This window comes from Novosphingobium sp. TH158, assembly GCF_002855555.1.
GTDB lineage: Bacteria > Pseudomonadota > Alphaproteobacteria > Sphingomonadales > Sphingomonadaceae > Novosphingobium.
In genome coordinates this window covers 713,393-732,930 of the sequence record NZ_PKRT01000001.1, presented here as the reverse complement: position 1 = coordinate 732,930, position 19,538 = coordinate 713,393, and the positions used below count along the sequence as shown (strand labels likewise).

Annotated in this window: 17 protein-coding genes; 11 read left to right on the top strand and 6 right to left on the bottom strand. The window is 64.3% G+C overall.

Annotation, left to right across the window (positions count from 1 at the left end; genetic code table 11):
• Positions 1-24 precede the first annotated feature (24 nt).
• Both C0V78_RS03620 and C0V78_RS03615 read right to left on the bottom strand, forming a co-directional pair.
• Positions 25-1,074, bottom strand: a complete 1,050-nt coding sequence (locus tag C0V78_RS03620) for a hypothetical protein (protein WP_101796472.1) — start codon at positions 1,072-1,074, stop codon at positions 25-27.
• 68 nt (positions 1,075-1,142) lie between these two features.
• A complete protein-coding gene (locus C0V78_RS03615) occupies positions 1,143-2,054 on the bottom strand; it encodes an SDR family NAD(P)-dependent oxidoreductase (RefSeq protein WP_101796471.1) in 912 nt (303 codons plus the stop codon).
• 209 nt (positions 2,055-2,263) lie between these two features.
• On the opposite strand from C0V78_RS03615, the gene C0V78_RS03610 reads away from it, so the two are divergent.
• The gene (locus tag C0V78_RS03610) at positions 2,264-3,892 is read left to right on the top strand and encodes an OprO/OprP family phosphate-selective porin (protein WP_101796470.1); all 1,629 of its coding nucleotides are present in this window, start codon (positions 2,264-2,266) and stop codon (positions 3,890-3,892) included.
• Here the strand turns inward: C0V78_RS03610 and C0V78_RS03605 are convergent.
• A complete protein-coding gene (locus C0V78_RS03605) occupies positions 3,889-4,557 on the bottom strand; it encodes an HAD-IA family hydrolase (protein ID WP_101796469.1) in 669 nt (222 codons plus the stop codon). The two genes, C0V78_RS03610 and C0V78_RS03605, sit on opposite strands and share 4 nt — an antisense overlap.
• A 60-nt stretch (positions 4,558-4,617) precedes the next feature.
• Here C0V78_RS03605 and glmU point away from each other — a divergent pair, with 60 nt between their 5' ends.
• From glmU to C0V78_RS03580, 5 genes are all read left to right on the top strand, one after another.
• On the top strand, positions 4,618-5,997 hold the full coding sequence (gene glmU, locus C0V78_RS03600; RefSeq protein WP_101796468.1) for a bifunctional UDP-N-acetylglucosamine diphosphorylase/glucosamine-1-phosphate N-acetyltransferase GlmU: 1,380 nt from the start codon (positions 4,618-4,620) through the stop codon (positions 5,995-5,997).
• 56 nt (positions 5,998-6,053) lie between these two features.
• Positions 6,054-6,290 carry a ribbon-helix-helix domain-containing protein gene (locus tag C0V78_RS03595; protein ID WP_254049805.1) on the top strand — a complete coding sequence of 79 codons (237 nt, stop codon included), beginning with the start codon at positions 6,054-6,056 and terminating at the stop codon, positions 6,288-6,290.
• A complete protein-coding gene (locus tag C0V78_RS03590; RefSeq protein ID WP_101796466.1) occupies positions 6,287-6,652 on the top strand; it encodes a PIN domain-containing protein in 366 nt (121 codons plus the stop codon). Before C0V78_RS03595 ends, C0V78_RS03590 begins: the two co-directional genes overlap by 4 nt.
• Positions 6,653-6,673: 21 nt before the next feature.
• Positions 6,674-8,497, top strand: a complete 1,824-nt coding sequence (glmS, locus tag C0V78_RS03585) for a glutamine--fructose-6-phosphate transaminase (isomerizing) (protein ID WP_101796465.1) — start codon at positions 6,674-6,676, stop codon at positions 8,495-8,497.
• Positions 8,498-8,691: 194 nt separating this feature from the next.
• Positions 8,692-10,962 (top strand): bifunctional diguanylate cyclase/phosphodiesterase, encoded by a 2,271-nt coding sequence (locus C0V78_RS03580; protein ID WP_101798176.1) that lies wholly within the window; start codon positions 8,692-8,694, stop codon positions 10,960-10,962.
• On the opposite strand, the gene purQ is transcribed toward C0V78_RS03580, so the two are convergent.
• Both purQ and purS read right to left on the bottom strand, forming a co-directional pair.
• Positions 10,963-11,643 carry a phosphoribosylformylglycinamidine synthase subunit PurQ gene (purQ, locus tag C0V78_RS03575; RefSeq protein WP_101796464.1) on the bottom strand — a complete coding sequence of 227 codons (681 nt, stop codon included), beginning with the start codon at positions 11,641-11,643 and terminating at the stop codon, positions 10,963-10,965.
• Positions 11,640-11,876 carry a phosphoribosylformylglycinamidine synthase subunit PurS gene (gene purS, locus C0V78_RS03570; RefSeq protein WP_101796463.1) on the bottom strand — a complete coding sequence of 79 codons (237 nt, stop codon included), beginning with the start codon at positions 11,874-11,876 and terminating at the stop codon, positions 11,640-11,642. The genes purQ and purS overlap by 4 nt, the downstream gene beginning before the upstream one ends.
• A 203-nt stretch (positions 11,877-12,079) precedes the next feature.
• Between purS and C0V78_RS03565 the strand changes: the two genes are divergently transcribed.
• From C0V78_RS03565 to C0V78_RS03545, 5 genes are read left to right on the top strand one after another with little or no spacing between them, the layout of a single operon-like run.
• Entirely contained in the window at positions 12,080-12,955 is an 876-nt protein-coding gene (locus tag C0V78_RS03565; RefSeq protein WP_101796462.1) for an oxaloacetate decarboxylase, read from the top strand.
• A 42-nt stretch (positions 12,956-12,997) separates the two neighbouring features.
• Positions 12,998-13,612, top strand: a complete 615-nt coding sequence (locus C0V78_RS03560) for a TetR/AcrR family transcriptional regulator (RefSeq protein ID WP_101796461.1) — start codon at positions 12,998-13,000, stop codon at positions 13,610-13,612.
• Positions 13,613-13,616: 4 nt separating this feature from the next.
• Complete coding sequence (locus C0V78_RS03555; protein ID WP_101796460.1) at positions 13,617-14,591, top strand: HlyD family secretion protein; 975 nt, start codon at positions 13,617-13,619, stop codon at positions 14,589-14,591.
• Positions 14,588-15,520 (top strand): ABC transporter ATP-binding protein, encoded by a 933-nt coding sequence (locus tag C0V78_RS03550; RefSeq protein WP_101796459.1) that lies wholly within the window; start codon positions 14,588-14,590, stop codon positions 15,518-15,520. The genes C0V78_RS03555 and C0V78_RS03550 overlap by 4 nt, the downstream gene beginning before the upstream one ends.
• Positions 15,517-16,659, top strand: coding sequence for an ABC transporter permease (locus tag C0V78_RS03545; RefSeq protein WP_101796458.1), 1,143 nt, complete (start codon positions 15,517-15,519; stop codon positions 16,657-16,659). Before C0V78_RS03550 ends, C0V78_RS03545 begins: the two co-directional genes overlap by 4 nt.
• Positions 16,660-16,662: 3 nt before the next feature.
• On the opposite strand, the gene C0V78_RS03540 is transcribed toward C0V78_RS03545, so the two are convergent.
• Entirely contained in the window at positions 16,663-19,536 is a 2,874-nt protein-coding gene (locus C0V78_RS03540) for a pitrilysin family protein (RefSeq protein ID WP_101796457.1), read from the bottom strand.
• Positions 19,537-19,538: the final 2 nt, after the last annotated feature.

Here is a 19,538-nt window from a genome sequence, read left to right as displayed (position 1 = left end):
CCCGCCCCTGGTGCCGAATGTCTCTCAGGCCAGGGCCATGCCCGTCAACGGCAGACGCTCGCGCAGGTCGCCCGGCAGCTGGTTGACGATCGAGCGGCGGATCGGGCTCCAGAAGGCCGAGAGCGTCAGCAGGGCCGAGCCGATGACCAGCCCGGTGATCGCCACGTTCAGTTCCAGCACACCGAACTCGCGGAACAGGTAGGTAAGGGCGACCAGCACATAGACCAGCGCCGAAACCAGCATCGCCCGCCGGTCGATAGCCAACGCCACCAGGCCGAGCACGATGTAGATTGCCACTACCGCGATTGCCGAGGCAGGGGCGATGTTCTCGCCGCCGGTCACGCCGATCCAGTAGAATAGCGGATGGCAGATCATCGGCGCGGCGAGCAGGTGCAGCCAGAAGGCAACGTCGCTGCGACGCGTCTCGCGCGCACGGTCGGACATGTCCCAGCGCATGGCAACCGCGAAGACCCCAAGCCCGGCGATGAAGATGATCGGTAACAGGATGCGCTCGGCATCGCTGCCGTCCTGCGGAATAAGGGCGGCGGCGATCAGCGCGATCAGCGTTGCGGCAATGGCAGCGGCTCCGGCTGCCACCGTAATCGGCACCATGAAGCGGCGCCAGTGCAGCCAGGCACCGGCGGCCACGAACAGGCCGACCCCGGCGACGAAGAGCGAGGCGGAAGACTCGCTGATGTGGCCGAAGTTTTCGTTCATGATCTCGATCGGTGCCGCCGCAAGTCCGCCGGCAAAGGCAAGGAGAAGCACGATCGAGGGCAAGGCCATGCGACGCTGGCGCGTGAAGTATTCCGCCATGCCCCAGGCGGTGGCGGCGACGAGGGCTCCGCCCAGTCCCGGCGTAATCGCCTGCCCGATCGAAGCGACGGCGGCGATCAACAGAACGGCTGCGATAGTCACGAAGATGTCGTTGAAACCGGTGATGAGACGGAAGTGTTCTTCATCGACCGAAGGCGCTGTGCGCATGCCGGATACGTGCAAGCGCAACGCTTCTGCTGCTTCGTGGCTGAGCGCGCCTGCCGCTACAGCCGATTGCAGTTCTGCTTCGGAATACATCAGACATTCTCCCCTGTGATGCGGGGAGAATGCCCGATCTGTATTACTGCGTCAACACACTATGGCGATCAGCTGCCCGAGGCAGCCTTTTGCAGCATGGTCATGGCGTGCATTGACTGCTCCATGCCGTTCTGGATCGCCTTGTCGCCGGTCTGCTTCGAGACGGTGCCCCAGGCTTCGGCGAAGCTCTCGACCGTGCAGTTGCCCGGGGGCAGGAGCACGCCCTCGTTCATGGTGACAAACGCGCTCTGGAACACGCCCGCACCGGCACCGACGATGGCGTTGGTCGGCGCATCTTCGGAAACGAGGAACAGGGCGGCGGGTACGACGGCCTCGGGATTGAACGCCTTGTAGGCTTCTTCCGGGAAGATATCCTGCGTCATGCGGGTGCCGGCGGTCGGCGCCAGCGAATTCACGCGAATGTTGTTCTTCGCGCCTTCGAGGTAAAGCGTCTTGGCCAGCCCGACGAGGCCAAGCTTTGCCGCCGAATAGTTCGACTGGCCGAAGTTGCCCCCCAGGCCGGAGGAAGAGGTGGTCATCAGGATGCGGCCATAGTTCTGCTCGCGCATGGTTTCCCAGCAGGCCTTGGTAACGAAAGCCGAGCCAAGCAGGTGGACGCGCACGACCAGTTCGAAATCTGCCGGTTCCATCTTGGCGAAGCTCTTGTCGCGCAGGATGCCGGCATTGTTGATGAGGATGTGGACGCCGCCCCAGGCTTCCTTGGCCTTGGCGACCATTTCCACCATCTGTTCGTATTCGGTGACCGAACCGCCGTTCGACATGGCTTCGCCGCCGGCGGCCTTGATCTCGTCGACCACGGCGAGGGCTGCGTCGGAATGGCCGGTGCCGTCACGCGCTGCGCCCAGATCGTTGACGACGACCTTTGCCCCGCGCCGGGCCAGTTCCAGGGCATAGGCCTTGCCCAGGCCTCCGCCTGCGCCGGTAACGATGGCGACCTTGTCCTTGAACGAAATGGTCATGACGCAAACCTCCGAAATAGTGCGCTGCACCAAGGCAATGAAGCCGGTCGAATGGCACGGGCAAGGCCGGCTTTCAATGGCGAAGGAAATTCTCGCGGACGCCGTAACGTCCGCCTCTCAAGGAATTTGTCATGAAGCGTCAAAAATGTGTCACTCGGCGGTCCTAAAGCCGTAATCGATTCGCCATATTCGGCCAGGGAGGCCTGCTCATGTCCCGGTTCCTTCGCACTTCCGCTATCGCCATCGCCTGTGCTTCAGGCTGGGCGCTGCCTGCCCATGCCCAGAACGCCGACCTGAAAGCGGTGCAGCAGCAGATCGCCGCGCTGCAGGCGCAGATGGACGGCATGCAGAAGCAGATCACCACTTTGCAGGAGCGGCTTGGCGAGGCCAATGCCCGCGCCGCTTCGGCGGAAGCGCGGGCGGTGAACGCGGAAGGCCAAGCTGCGGCCGCCTCTGCCGCACTCGCCAAGGCTCCGGCTGCGACGGCAACCGCCAAGCCAGCGACCGAGATCACCTGGGACGGTGCGCCCAAGCTGGCCAGCAAGGATGGCTGGAGCTTCAAGCCGCGCGGGCGGCTTCATTTCGATGCCGGAACGATCAGCACGCCGGGCGCGCTGCTCAGCACCAACCTTGGCACCCGCACCCGCGTCCGCCGCGCCCGTCTCGGCTTCGAAGGCACGGTGCCCGGCGGCTTCGGCTACAAGGCGGAAGCGGACTTCGCCAACGGCTCGGTTGGCTTCGGCGATGTTCTCGTCAGCTATGCCTCACCGAAGTTGCCGCTGGCCGTTCGCGTCGGCAATTTCGAGACGCTGAACAGCATGGAGCAGATATCCAGCTCCAACTTCAACACCTTCATCGAACGGTCGACCTTCAACGACGCTTTCATCAATGCCCGCCGCCTGGGCATTGCCACGGCAATCAAGAGCCGGAATGACGACCTTCGCGCCGAGCTGGGACTGTTTGCGGCCCACGCCATCGACAGCAGTCTCGACAACAACGGCTGGATCGGCGCGGCACGGCTTGTCTATGCGCCCAAGGCCCTGGGGGGGCAGCTGCACCTTGGCGCCAGCTTCCAGTATCGCGATTTCGCCTCGAACATCGCGGGTGGCACCTCCAGCGGCACCGGCATGCCCTCGACCAATCAGCTTGCCCGCTATCGCGCCCGCCCGACCAGCCAGCTTACCGACATCCGCTTCGTCGATACAGGAAGCTTTGCCGCCAGCAGCGACCATATCCTGGGCATCGAGGCGGCGGCCGTGTTCAAGGGGCTCTACTTCGCCGGTGAAGCGCAGTGGCTCAAGGCCAAGGGCTATGCGGCCGGCTCGCTGGCATCGGGTAACGACGCGTTCTCTGGCAGCAACACGGCCGTAACGCCGACTGCCGATCCCGGCTTCTTCGGGGCCTATGGCGAGGTCGGCTATTTCCTGACCGGCGAGACGCGCGGCTACAAGCGCGGCGATGGCACCTGGGCCCGTACCAAGGTGCTCAACCCCGTGACCAAGGGCGGGTCGGGGGCGTTCCAGCTTGCTCTGCGCTATGACTATCTCGATCTCGACGACGACCGCCTGATCAACGGCCTGACCAACAACTTCACTTCCGGCACCACTAGCCTCGCGGCGGTGACCAGCCGGCTTGGACGGGGTGGAACCCAGTCCAGCTACCTGCTGGGCCTTAACTGGTACCCGATGGACTATGTCCGCTTCATGGTGAACTATGGCCGAGTCGAAGTGACGGGCGGTCCGCTGGCCGGCCAGGTCCTGCCGCTTTCCACCCTGCCGGTGGATCAGCGCAAGTACGGCCTGGACGTGCTGCAGACCCGCCTGCAGATTGATTTCTAAAGGCGCAGCAGGGCAGGGACGAGCTCGTCGAAATGGCCGATCACGGCGTCGGCGCCAAGCTCGTCCACCGGTACGTCATTGAAGCCGAAGCTTACTGCAACGCAGGGTAGCCCGGCGGCGCGGGCCGCGCCCGTGTCATAGGTCGTATCCCCGACATAGGCTGCGCGCCCCTCGCCGAGCCGTTCCAGCATCAGGAGGAGCAGATCGGGCGCGGGTTTGCCGCGACCCGGTCCCAGTGTGTCTCCGCCGATGATCGTGGCGAAGCGTTTCGTCAGCCCCAGTTCTTCCAGCAGGGTGCGGGCGAGCGACTCCAGCTTGTTGGTCACCAGCGCAATCTTCACACCATGCTGGTCGAGCGCCTCCAGCATGGCCTCGCCCCCCGGAAACAGACGGGTATGGACAGCGATGTTCGCGCTGTAGAAGGCGATCAGTTCGCGGTGCAGGGCATCCCTGTCGATACCGTCCGGCCCGCCGGTTGCGGCCAGAGCCCTGTCGAGCATCATCTTTGCGCCGCCGCCGATCAGGTCGCGCGCCAGCGCCACCGGCACTTCCGGCCGGCCGGCAAGCTTGAGCGCGTGGTTCAGCGCGTGGCCAAGGTCCGCATGGGTGTCGAGCAGCGTGCCGTCGAGGTCGAAACCGACGATCTGGAAAGGAAATTGCGTCATCGCGATGCCCGATGGCGCGGCGTTGTGGAAACGGCAAGCATTTGATGGCAGAGGGGGCGCATGACGACCGTTAACCACGCAAGACCGCTCGCCATCGTGATTCTCGCCGCGGGCAAGGGCACCCGCATGAAAAGCGACCTGCACAAGGTGCTCCATCCGATTGCCGGGCGTCCGATGATCGAGCACCTGATGGCCAGCGCCGCCGAACTCGCTCCCGAGCGGCAGGTCGTGGTCGTCGGCGCGGGTCGCGAACAGCTTGAGGCGGCGATGGGGGATCGGGCGGCCATTGCCGTCCAGGAACCGCAGCACGGCACCGGCCATGCAGTGCAGCAGGCAGAAACTGCCCTGGCGGGTTTCGCGGGCGATGTGCTCATCCTCTATGGCGACGTGCCGTTCGTCAGTGCCGGAACCATGCGTTCGATGATCGGCCGCCTGCACGGGGAGGATAACCCCGCTGTGGTCGTGCTTGGTTTCGAGCCTGCTGAAACGCTGCAATATGGCCGCGTGATCGCCGAGGGCGACCGGGTGCTCAAGATGGTCGAGCACAAGGATGCCAACGATGTGGAGCGCGCCTGCCGCCTCTGCAATTCGGGCCTCATGGCGGTGCGTTCCGAAGACCTGTTCGGCCTGCTTGCGCGCGTGGGTAACGAAAACGCGCAAGGCGAGTACTACCTCGTTGACATCGTCAATATCGCCAATGCCGACGGGCGGACCTGCGCCGTCGTCGTCACTGCGGATGCCGATGAGGTTGCCGGGATCAACAGCCGCGGCGAACTGGCGGAGGCGGAGGAACGCTGGCAGCAGCGCCGCCGGGCTCAGGCGATGGCCGATGGCGCCAGCCTGGTTGCGCCGCATACGGTGTGGTTCTCGTGGGACACACGGCTCGGACGCGACGTGCTGGTAGAGCAGAATGTAGTCTTCGGCCCCGGTGTGTCGGTTGCCGATGGCGCAAGGATCCGGGCGTTCAGCCACCTTGAGGGTGCCAGCCTTGCCAGCGGAACCGAAGTCGGCCCTTACGCGCGTCTGCGCCCCGGCGCCGTGCTTGAGGAAAAGGCGAAGGTCGGCAACTTCGTCGAGGTGAAGAAGGCGGTGCTTGGCAAGGGTGCCAAGGCAAACCACCTTTCCTACATCGGTGACGCCGAAGTGGGGGCAGGGGCCAACATCGGCGCAGGCACCATTACCTGCAATTATGACGGCTACTTCAAGTACAAGACGGTAATTGGCGAGCGCGCCTTCATTGGGTCCAATTCGGCGCTGGTTGCGCCTGTAAGGATCGGTGCGGATGCTATCGTTGCAGCTGGCAGCGCGGTTACCCGCGACGTGGGTGATGGCGAACTGCGCATTGTCCGGGCGGAACAGCTGGTCAAACAGGGCTGGGCAGACCGCTTCCATGACGCAATGAAGCGCAAGAAGGCGGAAGCGAAAGCCGGCAGGAAATAATCCGGACCGGATCGGCCCTTCGTTGACATGATATCGCGATATGATATCTAGGCATCATGCGCATCCTCGCTGACCTTCCCGACGAAGACATTGCCTGGCTCGATTCGCACGCGGCGGAGCAGGGCAAATCGCGCGCGGCCGTGATCCGCGATGCTATCACCGCCTATCGTTCCCGCCAGAAGGATTGGCTGGAGCAAGGATTCGGCCTTTGGACCCGCTATGGGCAGGGCGCTGACGGGGCGGAATACGAAGCGGAAATCCGCAAGGCCTGGGACACGGGCGAAATTTCGTGAGCGAAAGTTACTTCGACACGTCGATCGTGATCGACATGCTTTCCGGCCATCATCTGGCCATGGCAGAGCTGCGCCGCGTGTCGCGTCCGTGGATCAGCCGCATCACCTGGCTGGAAGTCATGGCGGCCGTACCGGCCCCGGCTCGCGACGAAACCGAGGGGTTCCTTGCGAACTTCTCGACGCGCGAAATCACCCCGGAAATTGCCCGGCGAGCAGCAATGATGCGGGTGGATCGCCCCTCGCTCAGCCTGCCGGCCGCACTGGTCTTTGCCTCGGCACAAGACCACGGTGCGATCCTGGTTACGCGAAATATCAAGGATTTCCCGGCAAACATTCCCGGAATCCGGGTTCCCTACACCTGACAAGCGAAAGGCATTCAAGGCATGTGCGGCATTATCGGCATCGTCGGCAGGCAAGCGGTCGCAGAGCGGCTTGTCGATGGTCTGCGGCGGATGGAATACCGCGGCTATGACAGTGCGGGCGTCTGCACCGTCAGCGGCGGGCAACTCATCCGTCGGCGCGCGCCCGGCAAGCTGGCCAACCTTGTGCTTGAGCTTGAGCGCGATCCCGCAGCCGGCAGCACCGGCATCGCCCATACGCGCTGGGCGACGCACGGCGCGCCAACCGCAGCCAATGCCCACCCGCATGCGACGGATCATCTCGCGCTGGTCCACAATGGCATTATCGAGAACTTCAAGTCGCTGCGCGATGCGCTGATGGCCCGCGGCCGTCGCTTCGAGAGCGACACCGATACCGAAGTGGTCGCCCATCTCGTATCCGAGCAGGTGGAAGCCGGCCTTTCGCCCGATGATGCCGTAAAGGCCGTGCTGCCCACGCTGCGCGGGGCCTTCGCGCTTGCCATTGCCTTTCGTGAACACCCGGACATGCTGATCGGTGCGCGGCTCGGCTCGCCGCTCGTGGTCGGCTATGGCGACGGGGAGACCTATCTCGGCTCCGACGCGCTTGCGCTGGCGCCGCTGACCCAGAAGATCACCTACCTCGATGAAGGGGACTGGGTGGTCATCACGCGCGACGGCGCACGGATTTTCGACAAGGACAACAACCCCGTCGAGCGTGAAATCGTTGCCTCGGGTGCCTCTGCCGCCGCGATCGAGAAGGGCAATTACCGCCACTTCATGCAGAAGGAGATCTTCGAGCAGCCGACTGTGGTCGCTCAAACGCTTCGCTCGTATCTGCGCCAGGTGGACCAGACGGTAGCCCTGCCGCAGTTCGATTTCGACCTTTCCACGATCAACCGCGTTACCATCGTGGCCTGCGGCACCAGCTTTTATGCAGGCATGGTGGCCAAGTACTGGTTCGAGCAGTTCGCGCGCCTGCCGGTCGATATCGATGTGGCGAGCGAGTTCCGGTATCGCGATCCGGTGCTTGAGCCGGGCGGACTGGCACTGTTCATCAGCCAGAGCGGGGAAACTGCCGATACCCTTGCCGCTCTGCGCCATTGCAAGGAAGCCGGCCAGACCATCGCCGTCGTCGTCAACGTGCCGACAAGTTCGATGGCGCGCGAGGCGGATTTGCTGCTGCCGACCCATGCCGGGCCGGAGATCGGCGTGGCATCGACCAAGGCCTTCACCTGCCAGCTCGCCGTGCTGGCGGCTCTCGCCGCTCACCTGGCGGTGAAGCGCGGCCGGATGGACCGCGCTGAAGAGGCCGACATCGTCGAGCAGCTGCTTGAAGTGCCCGCCTGCCTCAATGCCGCGCTTGCCCACGATGATGAGATCGCCGCGATGGCACACCTGATCGCACCGGCGCGGGACGTGCTTTACCTGGGTCGTGGACAGGATTACCCGCTGGCGCTGGAAGGCGCGTTGAAACTCAAGGAAATCAGCTATATCCATGCGGAAGGCTATGCTTCGGGTGAAATGAAGCACGGGCCGATCGCCCTGATCGACGAGGCGGTTCCCGTGATCGTCCTGGCGCCTTCCGGTCCGCTGTTCGAAAAGACCGTTTCCAACATGCAGGAAGTGCGGGCGCGTGGCGGCAAGATCGTGCTGATTTCCGACAAGGAAGGGCTTGAGGAAGCGGGCGAGGGGTGCCTTGCAACGATCGAAATGCCCAAGGTGCACCCGCTGATCGCGCCGCTGGTCTATGCCGTGCCGGTGCAGCTGCTGGCCTATCATGTGGCCTGCGCGAAGGGCACGGACGTTGACCAGCCGCGCAATCTCGCAAAGTCGGTCACGGTGGAATGACGGTGCGTCCCCTGGCCGCAGGGGGCGCCGCAACCTGAAATCTATACAGGGCAAGGTTCGGTTTACGCGGTGCTAACAAATACCCGTTAGTTTCCCCGATCGTGAAGCCGAAAAGCCAAGAACCCGCCGCGCTGCCCAGGGACCTGCCGGTTCCGGTGATCCTCGGATTGTCCAATCCGCAGGAGGGCGACTGGATGCGCCTTCGTGGCATGCAATATGCCAGCCTCGCCCGTAACACGATCCAGCGGCTGATCGCCCATGCCGTGGCGGGTCTCGCCGCCGGTCATGTCCTGCTCGATGAATTCAGCGTGTTCATCGTCGTTGGCTGGCTGATCGCGCTGGGCGCTGCGCTTTCCTATACGGCCAAGATCGACCGCATGCTGTCAGATGCGGACCGCCGGGCGATCGCGAAGCCGGAAATGACCAACCAGACGATAGCCTATGGCATCGTCTCGCTGATCTGGGCCGTCCCCATGGTCATGCTTGCGCTGGGTGGAACGCCCCTGCTCAAGCTGGAATTGTGGACGGTGCTGGCGATGCTGCTGGCGGCACATGCGGTGATCTGTCCGGCAAGTCCGCTCGGCACGATCATCTTCGGCACCCTTGTTGGTATCGGTTCGGTCGCGCAGTTCCTGCTTTCGGGAATGATCGATGCCGCCGCCGCGGCCGTGGCGCTGATCGTCTTCGTTTCGCTTGGCGCAATCGAAGGCGCGCGCAATTTCCTCACATCGCGGGTGGCGGAATCGGCCATGCTCGAGAAGAACGAGGTCGTCTCGCTGCTGCTGCGCGAGTTCGAGGAAGGCGAGGCGGACTGGCTGTGGCAGATCGACACCTCGCGCCGGGTGCGTTCGGTCAGCCCGCGCTTTGCCTTTGCCCTGGGCCTTGATCCTGACGAGATCGACGGCAAACCTTTCATCCAGCTGATCGCCGGCGAGGCCTGGGAAACCGGCCAATTCCCCTCAAGCCTGCACGATCTGGCCGAGCGCCTGAAGCGGCGTGAGAGCTTTTCGAACCTGCTGGTGCGCGTAACCATCCGGGGCGAGGCGCGCTGGTGGGAGCTTTCCGGCACGCCGAAGCTGGACGAGAGCGGCAACTTCGACGGCTTCCGCGGCGTCGGTTCCGACGTGACGGAACAGCGCGAGAGCGCCGACAAGATTGCCCATCTCGCCCGTTACGACACGCTTACCGGTCTTCCCAATCGCCTCATGCTGACCGAGACCATGGGTGATGCCATGCGGTTTGCCGAGCAGTGGCGGACCAAGTGCGCCTTCCTGATGATCGACCTCGACCGCTTCAAGGCCGTGAACGATACCCTGGGCCACGTCGTGGGCGACCAGTTGCTGGCGCGCGTTTCGGCTCGTCTCAAGGAAATCATGTCCGAGAACGAGATCTGCGGGCGCCTTGGCGGTGACGAGTTCGCCATCGTGATCCGCGACGCATCCGATCTCGGCCGCGTCGAGCATGTGGCGAAGGCGGTGATCGAGCGCCTGTCGCAGCCTTACGAAGTCGACCATCACACGCTTTACGTCGGCGCTTCGGTGGGGTCGGCCGTCGGCCCGCGCGACGGATCGACCGTGGAAACGCTGATGCGCAACGCCGACCTTGCGCTGTACCGCTCGAAGGATGCCGGCGGCGGGGTGCACTGCACCTATGAACCGACGCTCCACGCCGATGCCGAGGAACGCCGCAAGCTGGAATTTTCGCTGCGCCGCGCGCTCGAGAACAACGAAATGCTGCTGAACTACCAGCCAGTGGTCGATGCCAAGACCGAGCAGGTGGTGAGCTTCGAGGCCCTGATCCGCTGGAACAGCCCCGAGCACGGCTTTGTCAGCCCGGCCAAGTTCATACCCATGGCCGAGGATACGCGCCTGATCGTTCCTATCGGTGAGTGGGTGCTGCGCGAGGCCTGCCGCGAGGCGACCCGCTGGCCCGGCCATGTGAAGGTTGCGGTCAACGTATCAGGCGAACAGCTGCTCGACCCGCACTTCTCTTCGACCGTGGTCGCCGCCCTGGCAGCCTCCGGCCTGCCGGCTGCGCGCCTGGAAATCGAGGTGACGGAGAGCATTTTCGTGCGCGACGGCACCACTGCCCGCAACACGCTGGAGCAGATCATGGCGCTGGGCTGCTCGGTTGCGCTGGATGACTTCGGCACGGGCTATTCCTCGCTCGGCTACCTGCGCAAGCTTCGCTTCTCGACCATCAAGGTCGATCGCAGCTTCGTCCAGGGCGCGGCGACCGGCAATCCCGAGAGCCTTGCCATCATCCGTGCCGTCGTGGCCATGGCGCAAAGCCTCGAGATGTCGACCACGGCAGAAGGCGTCGAGACCGAGGCCGAGCTCAACATGGTTCGCAGCCTTGGTGCGACCAAGGTGCAGGGCTTCTATTTCGGTCGCCCGATGGTGGCGAGCGAAGCCGGCCGGCTGTTTTATCAGAACACCGTTTCGCGCGGTGGCCAGGCAGCCTGATCAGGCGCCGACCAGGCCCTTCACTGCCGATTCAAACAGCGCGCGGCCATCGGTGCCGCCCTGTGCCGCCTCGATCATCCGTTCCGGGTGCGGCATCATGCCAAGCACGTTGCCGGCCGCGTTGAGCACGCCGGCAATGTCGCGGGCCGAGCCATTGACCGGTTCGGCATAACGGAAGGCCACGCGGCCTTCGCCTTCCAGCCGGTCCAGCGTCTCATCGTCGGCAAAGTAGTTGCCGTCGTGGTGGGCGACCGGGATGATGATCTTTTCACCCTGCGTATAGCCCGAGGTGAACAGCGACTGGCTGTTCTCCACCGTCAGCGCCACTTCCCGGCAAACGAAGCGGATACCGGCATTGCGCATCAGCGCGCCCGGCAGCAGGCCGCTTTCGGTAAGGACCTGGAAGCCGTTGCACACTCCCAGGACCGGAACCCCCCGGCCAGCCGCTTCGACCACGGCCTGCATGATGGGGCTGCGCGCCGCCATCGCGCCGGAGCGCAGGTAATCGCCATAGGAAAAGCCGCCTGGCAACGCGATGAAATCCAGCTTTTCGGGCAGGGCTGCATCGCCATGCCAGACGCGGAAGGGCGCGGTGCCGGAAACCTTTTCCAGCGCGTCCGCCATGTCGCGGTCGCAGTTGGAGCCGGGAAAGGTGATTACAGCGGAACGTAACCCGCTCATGCCGGCACCCGTTCGATCCGGTAATTCTCGATCACCATGTTGGCGAGCAGCTTGCGGCACATCTCGTCCAGCGCCTCGTCGGTGACGTTGTCATCGACGTCGAGTTCGATCAGGCGACCAGCGCGCACGTCGCGGACGCCGGCAAAGCCGAGACCTTCAAGCGAGTGCTGGATGGCGCGGCCCTGCGGATCGAGCACGCCGTTCTTGAGGCTGACGGAAACGCGGACCTTCATCGACTGGCCTTTCGCTGCGAAGGGAGATTGGCCGCGCCTATGCCGCCAGAAGCGGGCAGGGGCAAGCACGGATCGCCGAACTTCCACACCGCCGCGGCGAATGTCGCGCGGTTTGGGGGCTGGAACCTTGCCCGGTGCGGGGCCGCATGCAACTGTCCGGCGCGAAGGCTGCAATGCCAGATGGATTTTGAGGAGAGTGACGGATGCCGACCCCGGGTGAAAAGCTGCGCGCGCTGATCGAAAAGGGCGAACACTTCATAGCCGGTGACACCTATTCGGCGCTGACGGCCCGGATTGCCGAGCATGTCGGCTTTCCGGCCGCCTACCTTGGCGGGCATGCCTGTTCGGCCTTTCACTATGCCGTGCCGGATAACGGGGTTTTCAGCCAGGTTGAGCAGATCGAGCAGGCCAGCCGGATCGCCAATGTCATCTCGATTCCCTTGATTGCCGATGCCGATACGCTGGGAGAGACGGTGGCCGATGCCTATCATTTCACCCGCCGCTACATCCAGCAGGGGATCGCCGGCATCCATGTGGAGGACGAAAACAACCCCAAGCATTCCCGGCATGTGAACGGTCTATGCTCGATTGAGGACCAGCAGGCGCGCATCGATGCCGTCGTGCGCGCCCGGCGCGACATGGGGCAGGACCTGGTCATCATCGCACGCTGCGACGAACTCTACCCCAGCGAGGCAGGCGGCGGCGGCACCGGATCGATGGAGGAAGCCATCCGCCGGGGCTGGGCCTACAAGGAAGCGGGGGCCGACGTGCTGTTCTACCCGCCGCGCCCGGATGCCGTGCCCGACCTCGTCAAGGAATTCGCATCCAAGATTCCAGTGGCGACGATGGGCTTCACCATTCCCGGCACCGGCTTCAACATGATGACCGGTGGATGGGTGACGGCTGCTGCCAATCACCTCAAGATGGCGCGCGAGGTCATGGAAACCGGCACGGTTCAAAGCGGCAACTACAACTTCCCCGAGAAGTACGAACTGATCGAACAGCCGTTCTACGATGGCTTGATCGAGGAATGGGCGAACAAGACCGGCCGCCAGAGCCGTCCCAACAGCGCACGGTGAGGGCTCTTGATTTATAACTGACCGGTCAGTTATAAATCAAGCATGCCACGGCCAGCCAGTCCTACCCGCCGGGAAGACCTGCTCAATGCCGCTCGCGAAGAGTTCATCGCGCGCGGCTACGCCTCTGCGCGCATGGAAGATATCGCGGCGCGGGTCGGTATTTCGAAGGCTGCGGTCTATCTGCAGTTCGCCAGCAAGGAGGCGGTGTTCCGCGCGCTGGTAAGCGATATCGTCGCCAATTCCATGCCGCGCATGGCCCCGGCCGATGCGAGCGCCCTGCCGGTGGCGCAGCAGTTGCGGCAGTTCATCATCGCGGCCTTCGCTCTCGTCACCAGTCCCGAGGTGATTTTCCTGCCCCGCCTGATCGTGGGTGAGGGGCACAAGTTTCCCGAACTTGTGCGGTTCTACCATGATGAGGCGATCGTCCGGATCATGGGCATTATCGAAGCACTGCTCATGAAAGGCATCGAGAGCGGGGAGCTGGACTGCGCCGACCCGCGCCATGCTGGCCGCTCCATCGCAGGCGGCATTATCCTGACCGCGCTGTGGCTTACCGTGCTTGAGCCTGTCGGCGCGGAAAAGCTGGACGTTGCCCGTGCCGCGCAGATCCATGCCGATACGGTAATCAACGGATTGCTGGCGAGAAAGGAAGCATGAGGCGATGAAATCGGTTCCCAAGCCGCTGATAATCGGAATCCTGGCATTTGCCGGGTTCCTCGCCTGGTTCCTGCTTCGCGGCAGTGACCGGGACGAGGTGTGGCTCGGCTATGTCGAGGGCGAGACACTTTACGTCGCGGCCCCCGTTTCCGGCCGGCTGGCGCAGCGCCCGGTCGATCGCGGTGCCAGCGTGGCCCCCGGTACGCCGCTGTTCTCGCTCGATCCGGATACGCTCGATGCCTCGGTCAGCCAGGCACAGGCGCAGGTGGCATCGAGCGAAGCCCAGGCTGAAGACCTGACCCAGGCGCGGCAGCGGCAGGCCGAGATTGACGTCTGGCGCGCCAATGCAGCGCAGGCGCAGGCGGCGCTGACCAAGGCGAGCAACGATTTTACCCGCATGGCTGCACTGGCCGACAAGGGCTTTGCCAGCAAGGCGCAACTGGATGCGGCACGGGCAGCCCGTGATGGTGCCAGCGCGCAGCTTGCCCAGATGCAGGCGCAGATCCGCGCGGCGGAAATGACCGCCGGGCGCGCCCAGCAAATCCGCGCCGCCCAGGCCGGTGTTGCCGGTGCGCAGGCGGCGCTGCGCGGGCAGCAGAAGCTGCGCAGCGAGATTGCTCCGGTCGCTCCTGCCCGGGGCATTGTCGAGCAGACCTTCTACAACCCCGGCGAATGGGTGCCGGCGAACAGCCCCGTCGTCGCGGTTCTCCCGGATGATCGCCGCAAGCTGCGATTCTATGTGCCGCAGGACCGGGTGGCTGGCATAAAGGTGGGCACGACGATCCGCTTCACCTGTGATGGCTGCGGTGATGTGCGGCAGGCGAAGATCAGCTTCATCGCCCCGCGCAGCGAATATACCCCGCCGGTGATCTACAGCGAACGCGCCCGCGCCAAGCTGGTGTTCATGGTCGAGGCCTTGCTGCCCGTGTCGGACAAGCCCTTGCCTCTGGGCCTTCCGGTTGAGGTCGTGCCGCAGTGAGCGATGCGTCTCCTGCCATTTCCGTGCGCGGCCTGACCAAGCGGTTCGGTGGGCGCACGGTGGTGGACAATGTCGACCTGACCGTCGAGCACGGGCGCATCTGCGGCTTCCTCGGGCCGAACGGCTCGGGAAAGACCACAACGCTGCGGATGATCTGCGGCCTTATCATTCCCGACGAGGGTGAGGGCGAAGTCCTGGGGCTGGACCTGCGCACCGGGCGCAATGCGATCAAGGCGCAGATGGGTTACATGACCCAGAAGTTCGGCCTGTTCAGCGATCTGACGATCAAGGAAAACCTGGAATTCATCGCCCGCGTCTATTCGCTCGACGACATTGACCGGCGGGTGGCGGAATCGCTCGACCGGCTGGGTCTGGCGACCCGCGCCGACCAGCTCGCGGGAAAGCTTTCGGGGGGCTGGAAACAGCGCCTCGCACTGGCCGCTGCCGTGCTGCACGAACCGCGCATCCTTCTGCTCGATGAGCCGACGGCCGGGGTCGATCCGCAGGCCCGGCGCGAGTTCTGGGACCAGATCCATGAACTGGCTCGCGAAGGCATGACTGTCCTTGTTTCGACGCATTACATGGACGAGGCAGAGCGCTGCCACGAGATTGCCTATATCGCCTATGGCGTCATGCTGGCGCGCGGCACTTCGGCGGATGTCATCGCGGCATCGGGCCTCCACGCCCTGCAAGGCGATGGTCCGGGGGCGGACATGCTTTCGGCGCAGATCGAAGGGCGCCCGGGGGTGGCCATGGCCGCTCCGTTCGGTTCGGCGATCCACGTTTGCGGCAGCGATCCTGACCTGCTCCGCCAGGCCGTCAGCCCCTGGGCCGATACCGTGCGCTGGACGAAGGCGGAACCGACGCTTGAAGACGTGTTCATCCACCTGATGCGTCAAGCCGATGACAATTCGGTGGTGGCACGATGAGCGGGCGCTATCTGCGCCACTGGCAGCGCATCCTTGCGATGATCTTCAAGGAAGTGCGGCAGGCTGCCCGCGATCCCGGGACGGTAGCGATGATGTTCGCCATGCCGATCATGCAGTTGCTGATGTTCGGCTATGCCATCAACACCGACCCGCGCAGCCTGCCGCTGGCGATCGAGGCCAACGACAATTCGGCGTTTACGCGATCGATTGCATCGGCCCTCAACAACACCCGCTATTTCCGCGTCCAGCACATCGTTGCAAGCAAAGGCGAGGGCGAGCGCCTTGTCGCGAGCGGCGAGGTTCAGTTCCTCGTCACTATCCCGCCCGATTTCAGCCGGGACCTGGTGCGCGGCAAACGGCCCCAGCTTCTGGTGACGGCGGACGCGTCCGATCCTTCGGCGACCGGACCGGCACTTTCGGCAATCAACGAGGCCGTGCAGTCCGCTGTCGGGCATGACCTGATCGGGCCGCTGGCGGTTAGGAGGGCGACACCAGCCCCGGTGGAGGTGGTGGTCCACCGCGAATACAATGCCGAAAGCATAACCAGCCACAACACCGTACCGGGCCTGCTGGCGATCATCCTGACGATGACCATGGTGATGCAGACATCGATGACGGTGACGCGTGAAGTGGAGCAGGGGACTATGGAGAACCTGCTCGCCACGCCCCTGCGCCCGTTCGAGGTGATGGTCGGCAAGATCGTGCCTAACCTGATCGTCGGATCGGTACAGATGGCCATCGTGCTTTCGTGCGCAGCACTGATCTTCGACGTTCCGTTCGTCGGTTCATTGCCGCTGCTGATCGTCGTGACCGTGCTGTTCATCGCGGTGAACCTGGCCGTGGGCTTCACATTCTCGACCATTGCCAAAAGCCAGATTCAGGCCATGCAGATGAGCTTCTTTTTCATGCTGCCGAGCATCCTGCTCTCCGGCTTTGCGTTCCCCTATCGCGGCATGCCGGGCTGGGTGCAGGTTGCGGCGGAGGCCCTGCCGGCCACGCATTATCTGCGACTGGTGCGCGGCATCATGCTCAAAGGCTGGGACTGGTCGCTCGCCCTGCCGCAGGCGGCGGCTCTGCTTGTCATGCTCGGCGTGCTCGGCTTCGTTGCCGTGCGCCGCTATCAGGACACCATCGCCTGATCGTTATTGCGCGGGGGGATCGACGCCTTCGGGCAGCACGTTGAATTCAACCGCTCCGCCCGGGACAAGATAACGACGGGCCAGGGCCCGGAGATCGGCTGCCGTGATGGCGGCGAGCCGTTCCTTGCCCTTGACGTGCCGGTCGATCCGGTCGGATTCGGTCTGGGCGCGATCGACAAGGGCAAGCCAGCCGCCATTGCGCTTCAGTGCGTTGTCGAAGCTTTCGAGCATCGGCGCTCGGGCGCGTTGCAACTGGTCGGCACTGATCGGGGCATCGCGCAGGCTGGCAAGCGCCTGCAACATTGCCCGGCGGACCGCAGGCACGTCGGTGACATTGGCCGAAGACGAGATGGTGAAGGTGCCGTACCCGCGCCAGACGCGCGACAGCTCTGCGCCGACCCCCGGCGAATAGGCCTTGCCCAGCGCCTCGCGCAGGTTCTCGGTCAGCATGTTCTGGAAGACCTGTTCAAGCAGGGCAAAGCGCACCGTTTCGACCGGATCCTCGCCGTCGCGCGTCGGCCAGGTCATCCGGACGATTGCCTGATCCTTTGGCCCGTCATGGCGCAGCACGCGAAGCGAACGGTCGGCGGTGAAGGGCCTTGTCCGTCGCTCTGCATAGGGCTGGAACTCCGGCTCGCGCGGGGCCAGCGCTCCGAAAGTCCTGGCAACGGCGGCGATGGCGGCGTCCTCCTGAAAATCGCCGACGACGCCGATTTCTATCGCGCCTTTGGCCAGCCGTTCGGAAATATCCGCCTTCAGCTTCTTGAAGGAGAGCGCCCGGTACGCGGATATCGGCTGCAGAGTGAAGCGCGGATCGTTGTCGGAAAGGATGCCGCCAGCCGAATTGCGCAAGGCATCGCCCGGGGTCGAGCGCAGCCGCGCGAAGAAGGTGTTCATGGCATTGTAGTAAAGCGTCTGGCCTTCCAGCCTGTAGCCGGGGTCGGTGATCATGGCCGCGAAGACCTGCATCTGCAGCTCAAGATCCTTGGGCGTGGTCCCGGCGCTGGCGACGAAGGTTTCCGGCGTGCTGCCAAAGCTGCCACCGACCGACCGCCCCGCCAGGATCGTCTGGAGATCATCTGCCGAATGCTTGCCAAGGCCGCCGGCTTGCAGATTGCCGGCCATTTCGGTGGCCAAGGGGTTTTCACGGGTGTTGAGCATGCTGCCGCCGTCAACGCTCACCTGGATCAGCACGCGGTCCTTCTCGAGGTCGGTGCGCTTCAGGTTGAGGCGGACGCCGTTGGCAAAGCGCAGGGTGCGGATGCCCAGCACGGGTTCTGTCGAGTCGCTGGCAATGGTCCCGGGTGTGCCGAAATCGCTGTAGCCCCAAGCGGTGGCTTCCTGCATGCCCGATGCCTTGACCGGGCTGCGCATGGCCTGGTTCCACGTGTCGCGGATCGCCTTGGCGCCGCCAACCGGTTCCTTCCGGCCGGAAAAGCGGATCAGCGGGTCCTTCAACTCAAGCGCATCCTCGCGCAGGGCGGCAAGCACGCGCTCCGGCGTGATCTGCGGAATGAACGCCTCGATCCGTTCCAGCGTGCTCTGCGGTGTTGCCGGGACACGCTCATCGCGGATCAGCGAAAGCAGGGCGTCGAGATAGCTGCGGTGATGGCGGGTATCCTGCGATGCTGCGGCGTTGCGCCAGTCATTGCGCAGGTTGGCGATCTGCTCGTTCACTTCGGCGGCGGTGAAGCCGTGGGCCAGGGCCAAGCGGTATTCTGCTGCGGCGGCGAGCATCCCGGTTCGCCACTTGCCATCCACCGTATCGACAACGAGGTTTGTCGCCCGTGCCTCGCGAAAGACCGCGCCGGTCCCGAAGCTCGCGCCGCGATAGGGCGGCGCGGCCTGCCGCGAGATACGCAGCAGACGCCGGTTGACGATGGCATAGCCGACAGAACGGAGCAGGCGGGCATTGCGCTCCTCGATCGAATCCGCTTCGTTCCGCCACTTGCCCGAGCGTGTGATCGTCACGCGTTCGCTCAGCGCCTGGTCGATATAGACAGCGGTTCGTCCCTTGTCCTTGAGGTCGAGCGGACCCGCCGATGGCTGGGGATCGACAGGCGAAGGGGCGGCCTTCCAGTCATCGAAGCGCTTGCGGATCGTGCCTTCGACAAGGTCGGGATCGAAATCGCCGACGACGATGATCGTCGTCTGCTCGGGCACGTATTCGCGCGCCCAGAAAGCCTTCAGGGCTCCGGCCGTGGCGGCAGTCAGTGTCTCTGTCGTGCCGATGGGCAGGCGGCGGACGTAATGCGCCTTGGGATAGGTGAATTCCGCCTGGCTGGAATAGTTGCGCAGCTGCCAGGTGTTGCGGTCGCGCATTTCCGACAGGATCACCCCACGCTCGCGATCGACGGCTGCGGGATCGAACTTCAGCTCGCTCGCCGTTTCGCGCATCAGCATCAGCGCCGTTTCCAGCAACTTCGGATCGTTGCGCGGCAGGTCCAGCATGTAGTGCGTTTCGGTGTAGTTGGTCGAGGCATTGGTGTCTGCGCCGAAGGCCAGGCCCTCGCGCTCAAGCAGCTTCACCATCTCGCCCTCGGGGACGTTGGTCGATCCGTTGAACGACATATGCTCGACAAAGTGGGCGAAACCCCGTTCGCTGTCGCTTTCGTCCAGCGAGCCGGCATTCACCTCCATGCGTACCGCGGCAGTGCCCTTTGGCGTCGCATTCTGGCGGATGACATAGCGCATGCCATTGGCCAGCCGCCCGAAGCGGTAGCCGGGATCGACCGGCACGTTGCTCCAATTCATCGCCCATTCGGAACGGGGGCGATGCGGCGGCGGCGGAGAGGAGGAAAGCCCTTGCTGCTGCGGCGCGCAGGCGGCCAGCAGCAATGAGGGAAGGGCGGCAATCAGCAACAGGATTCGGCGCATCG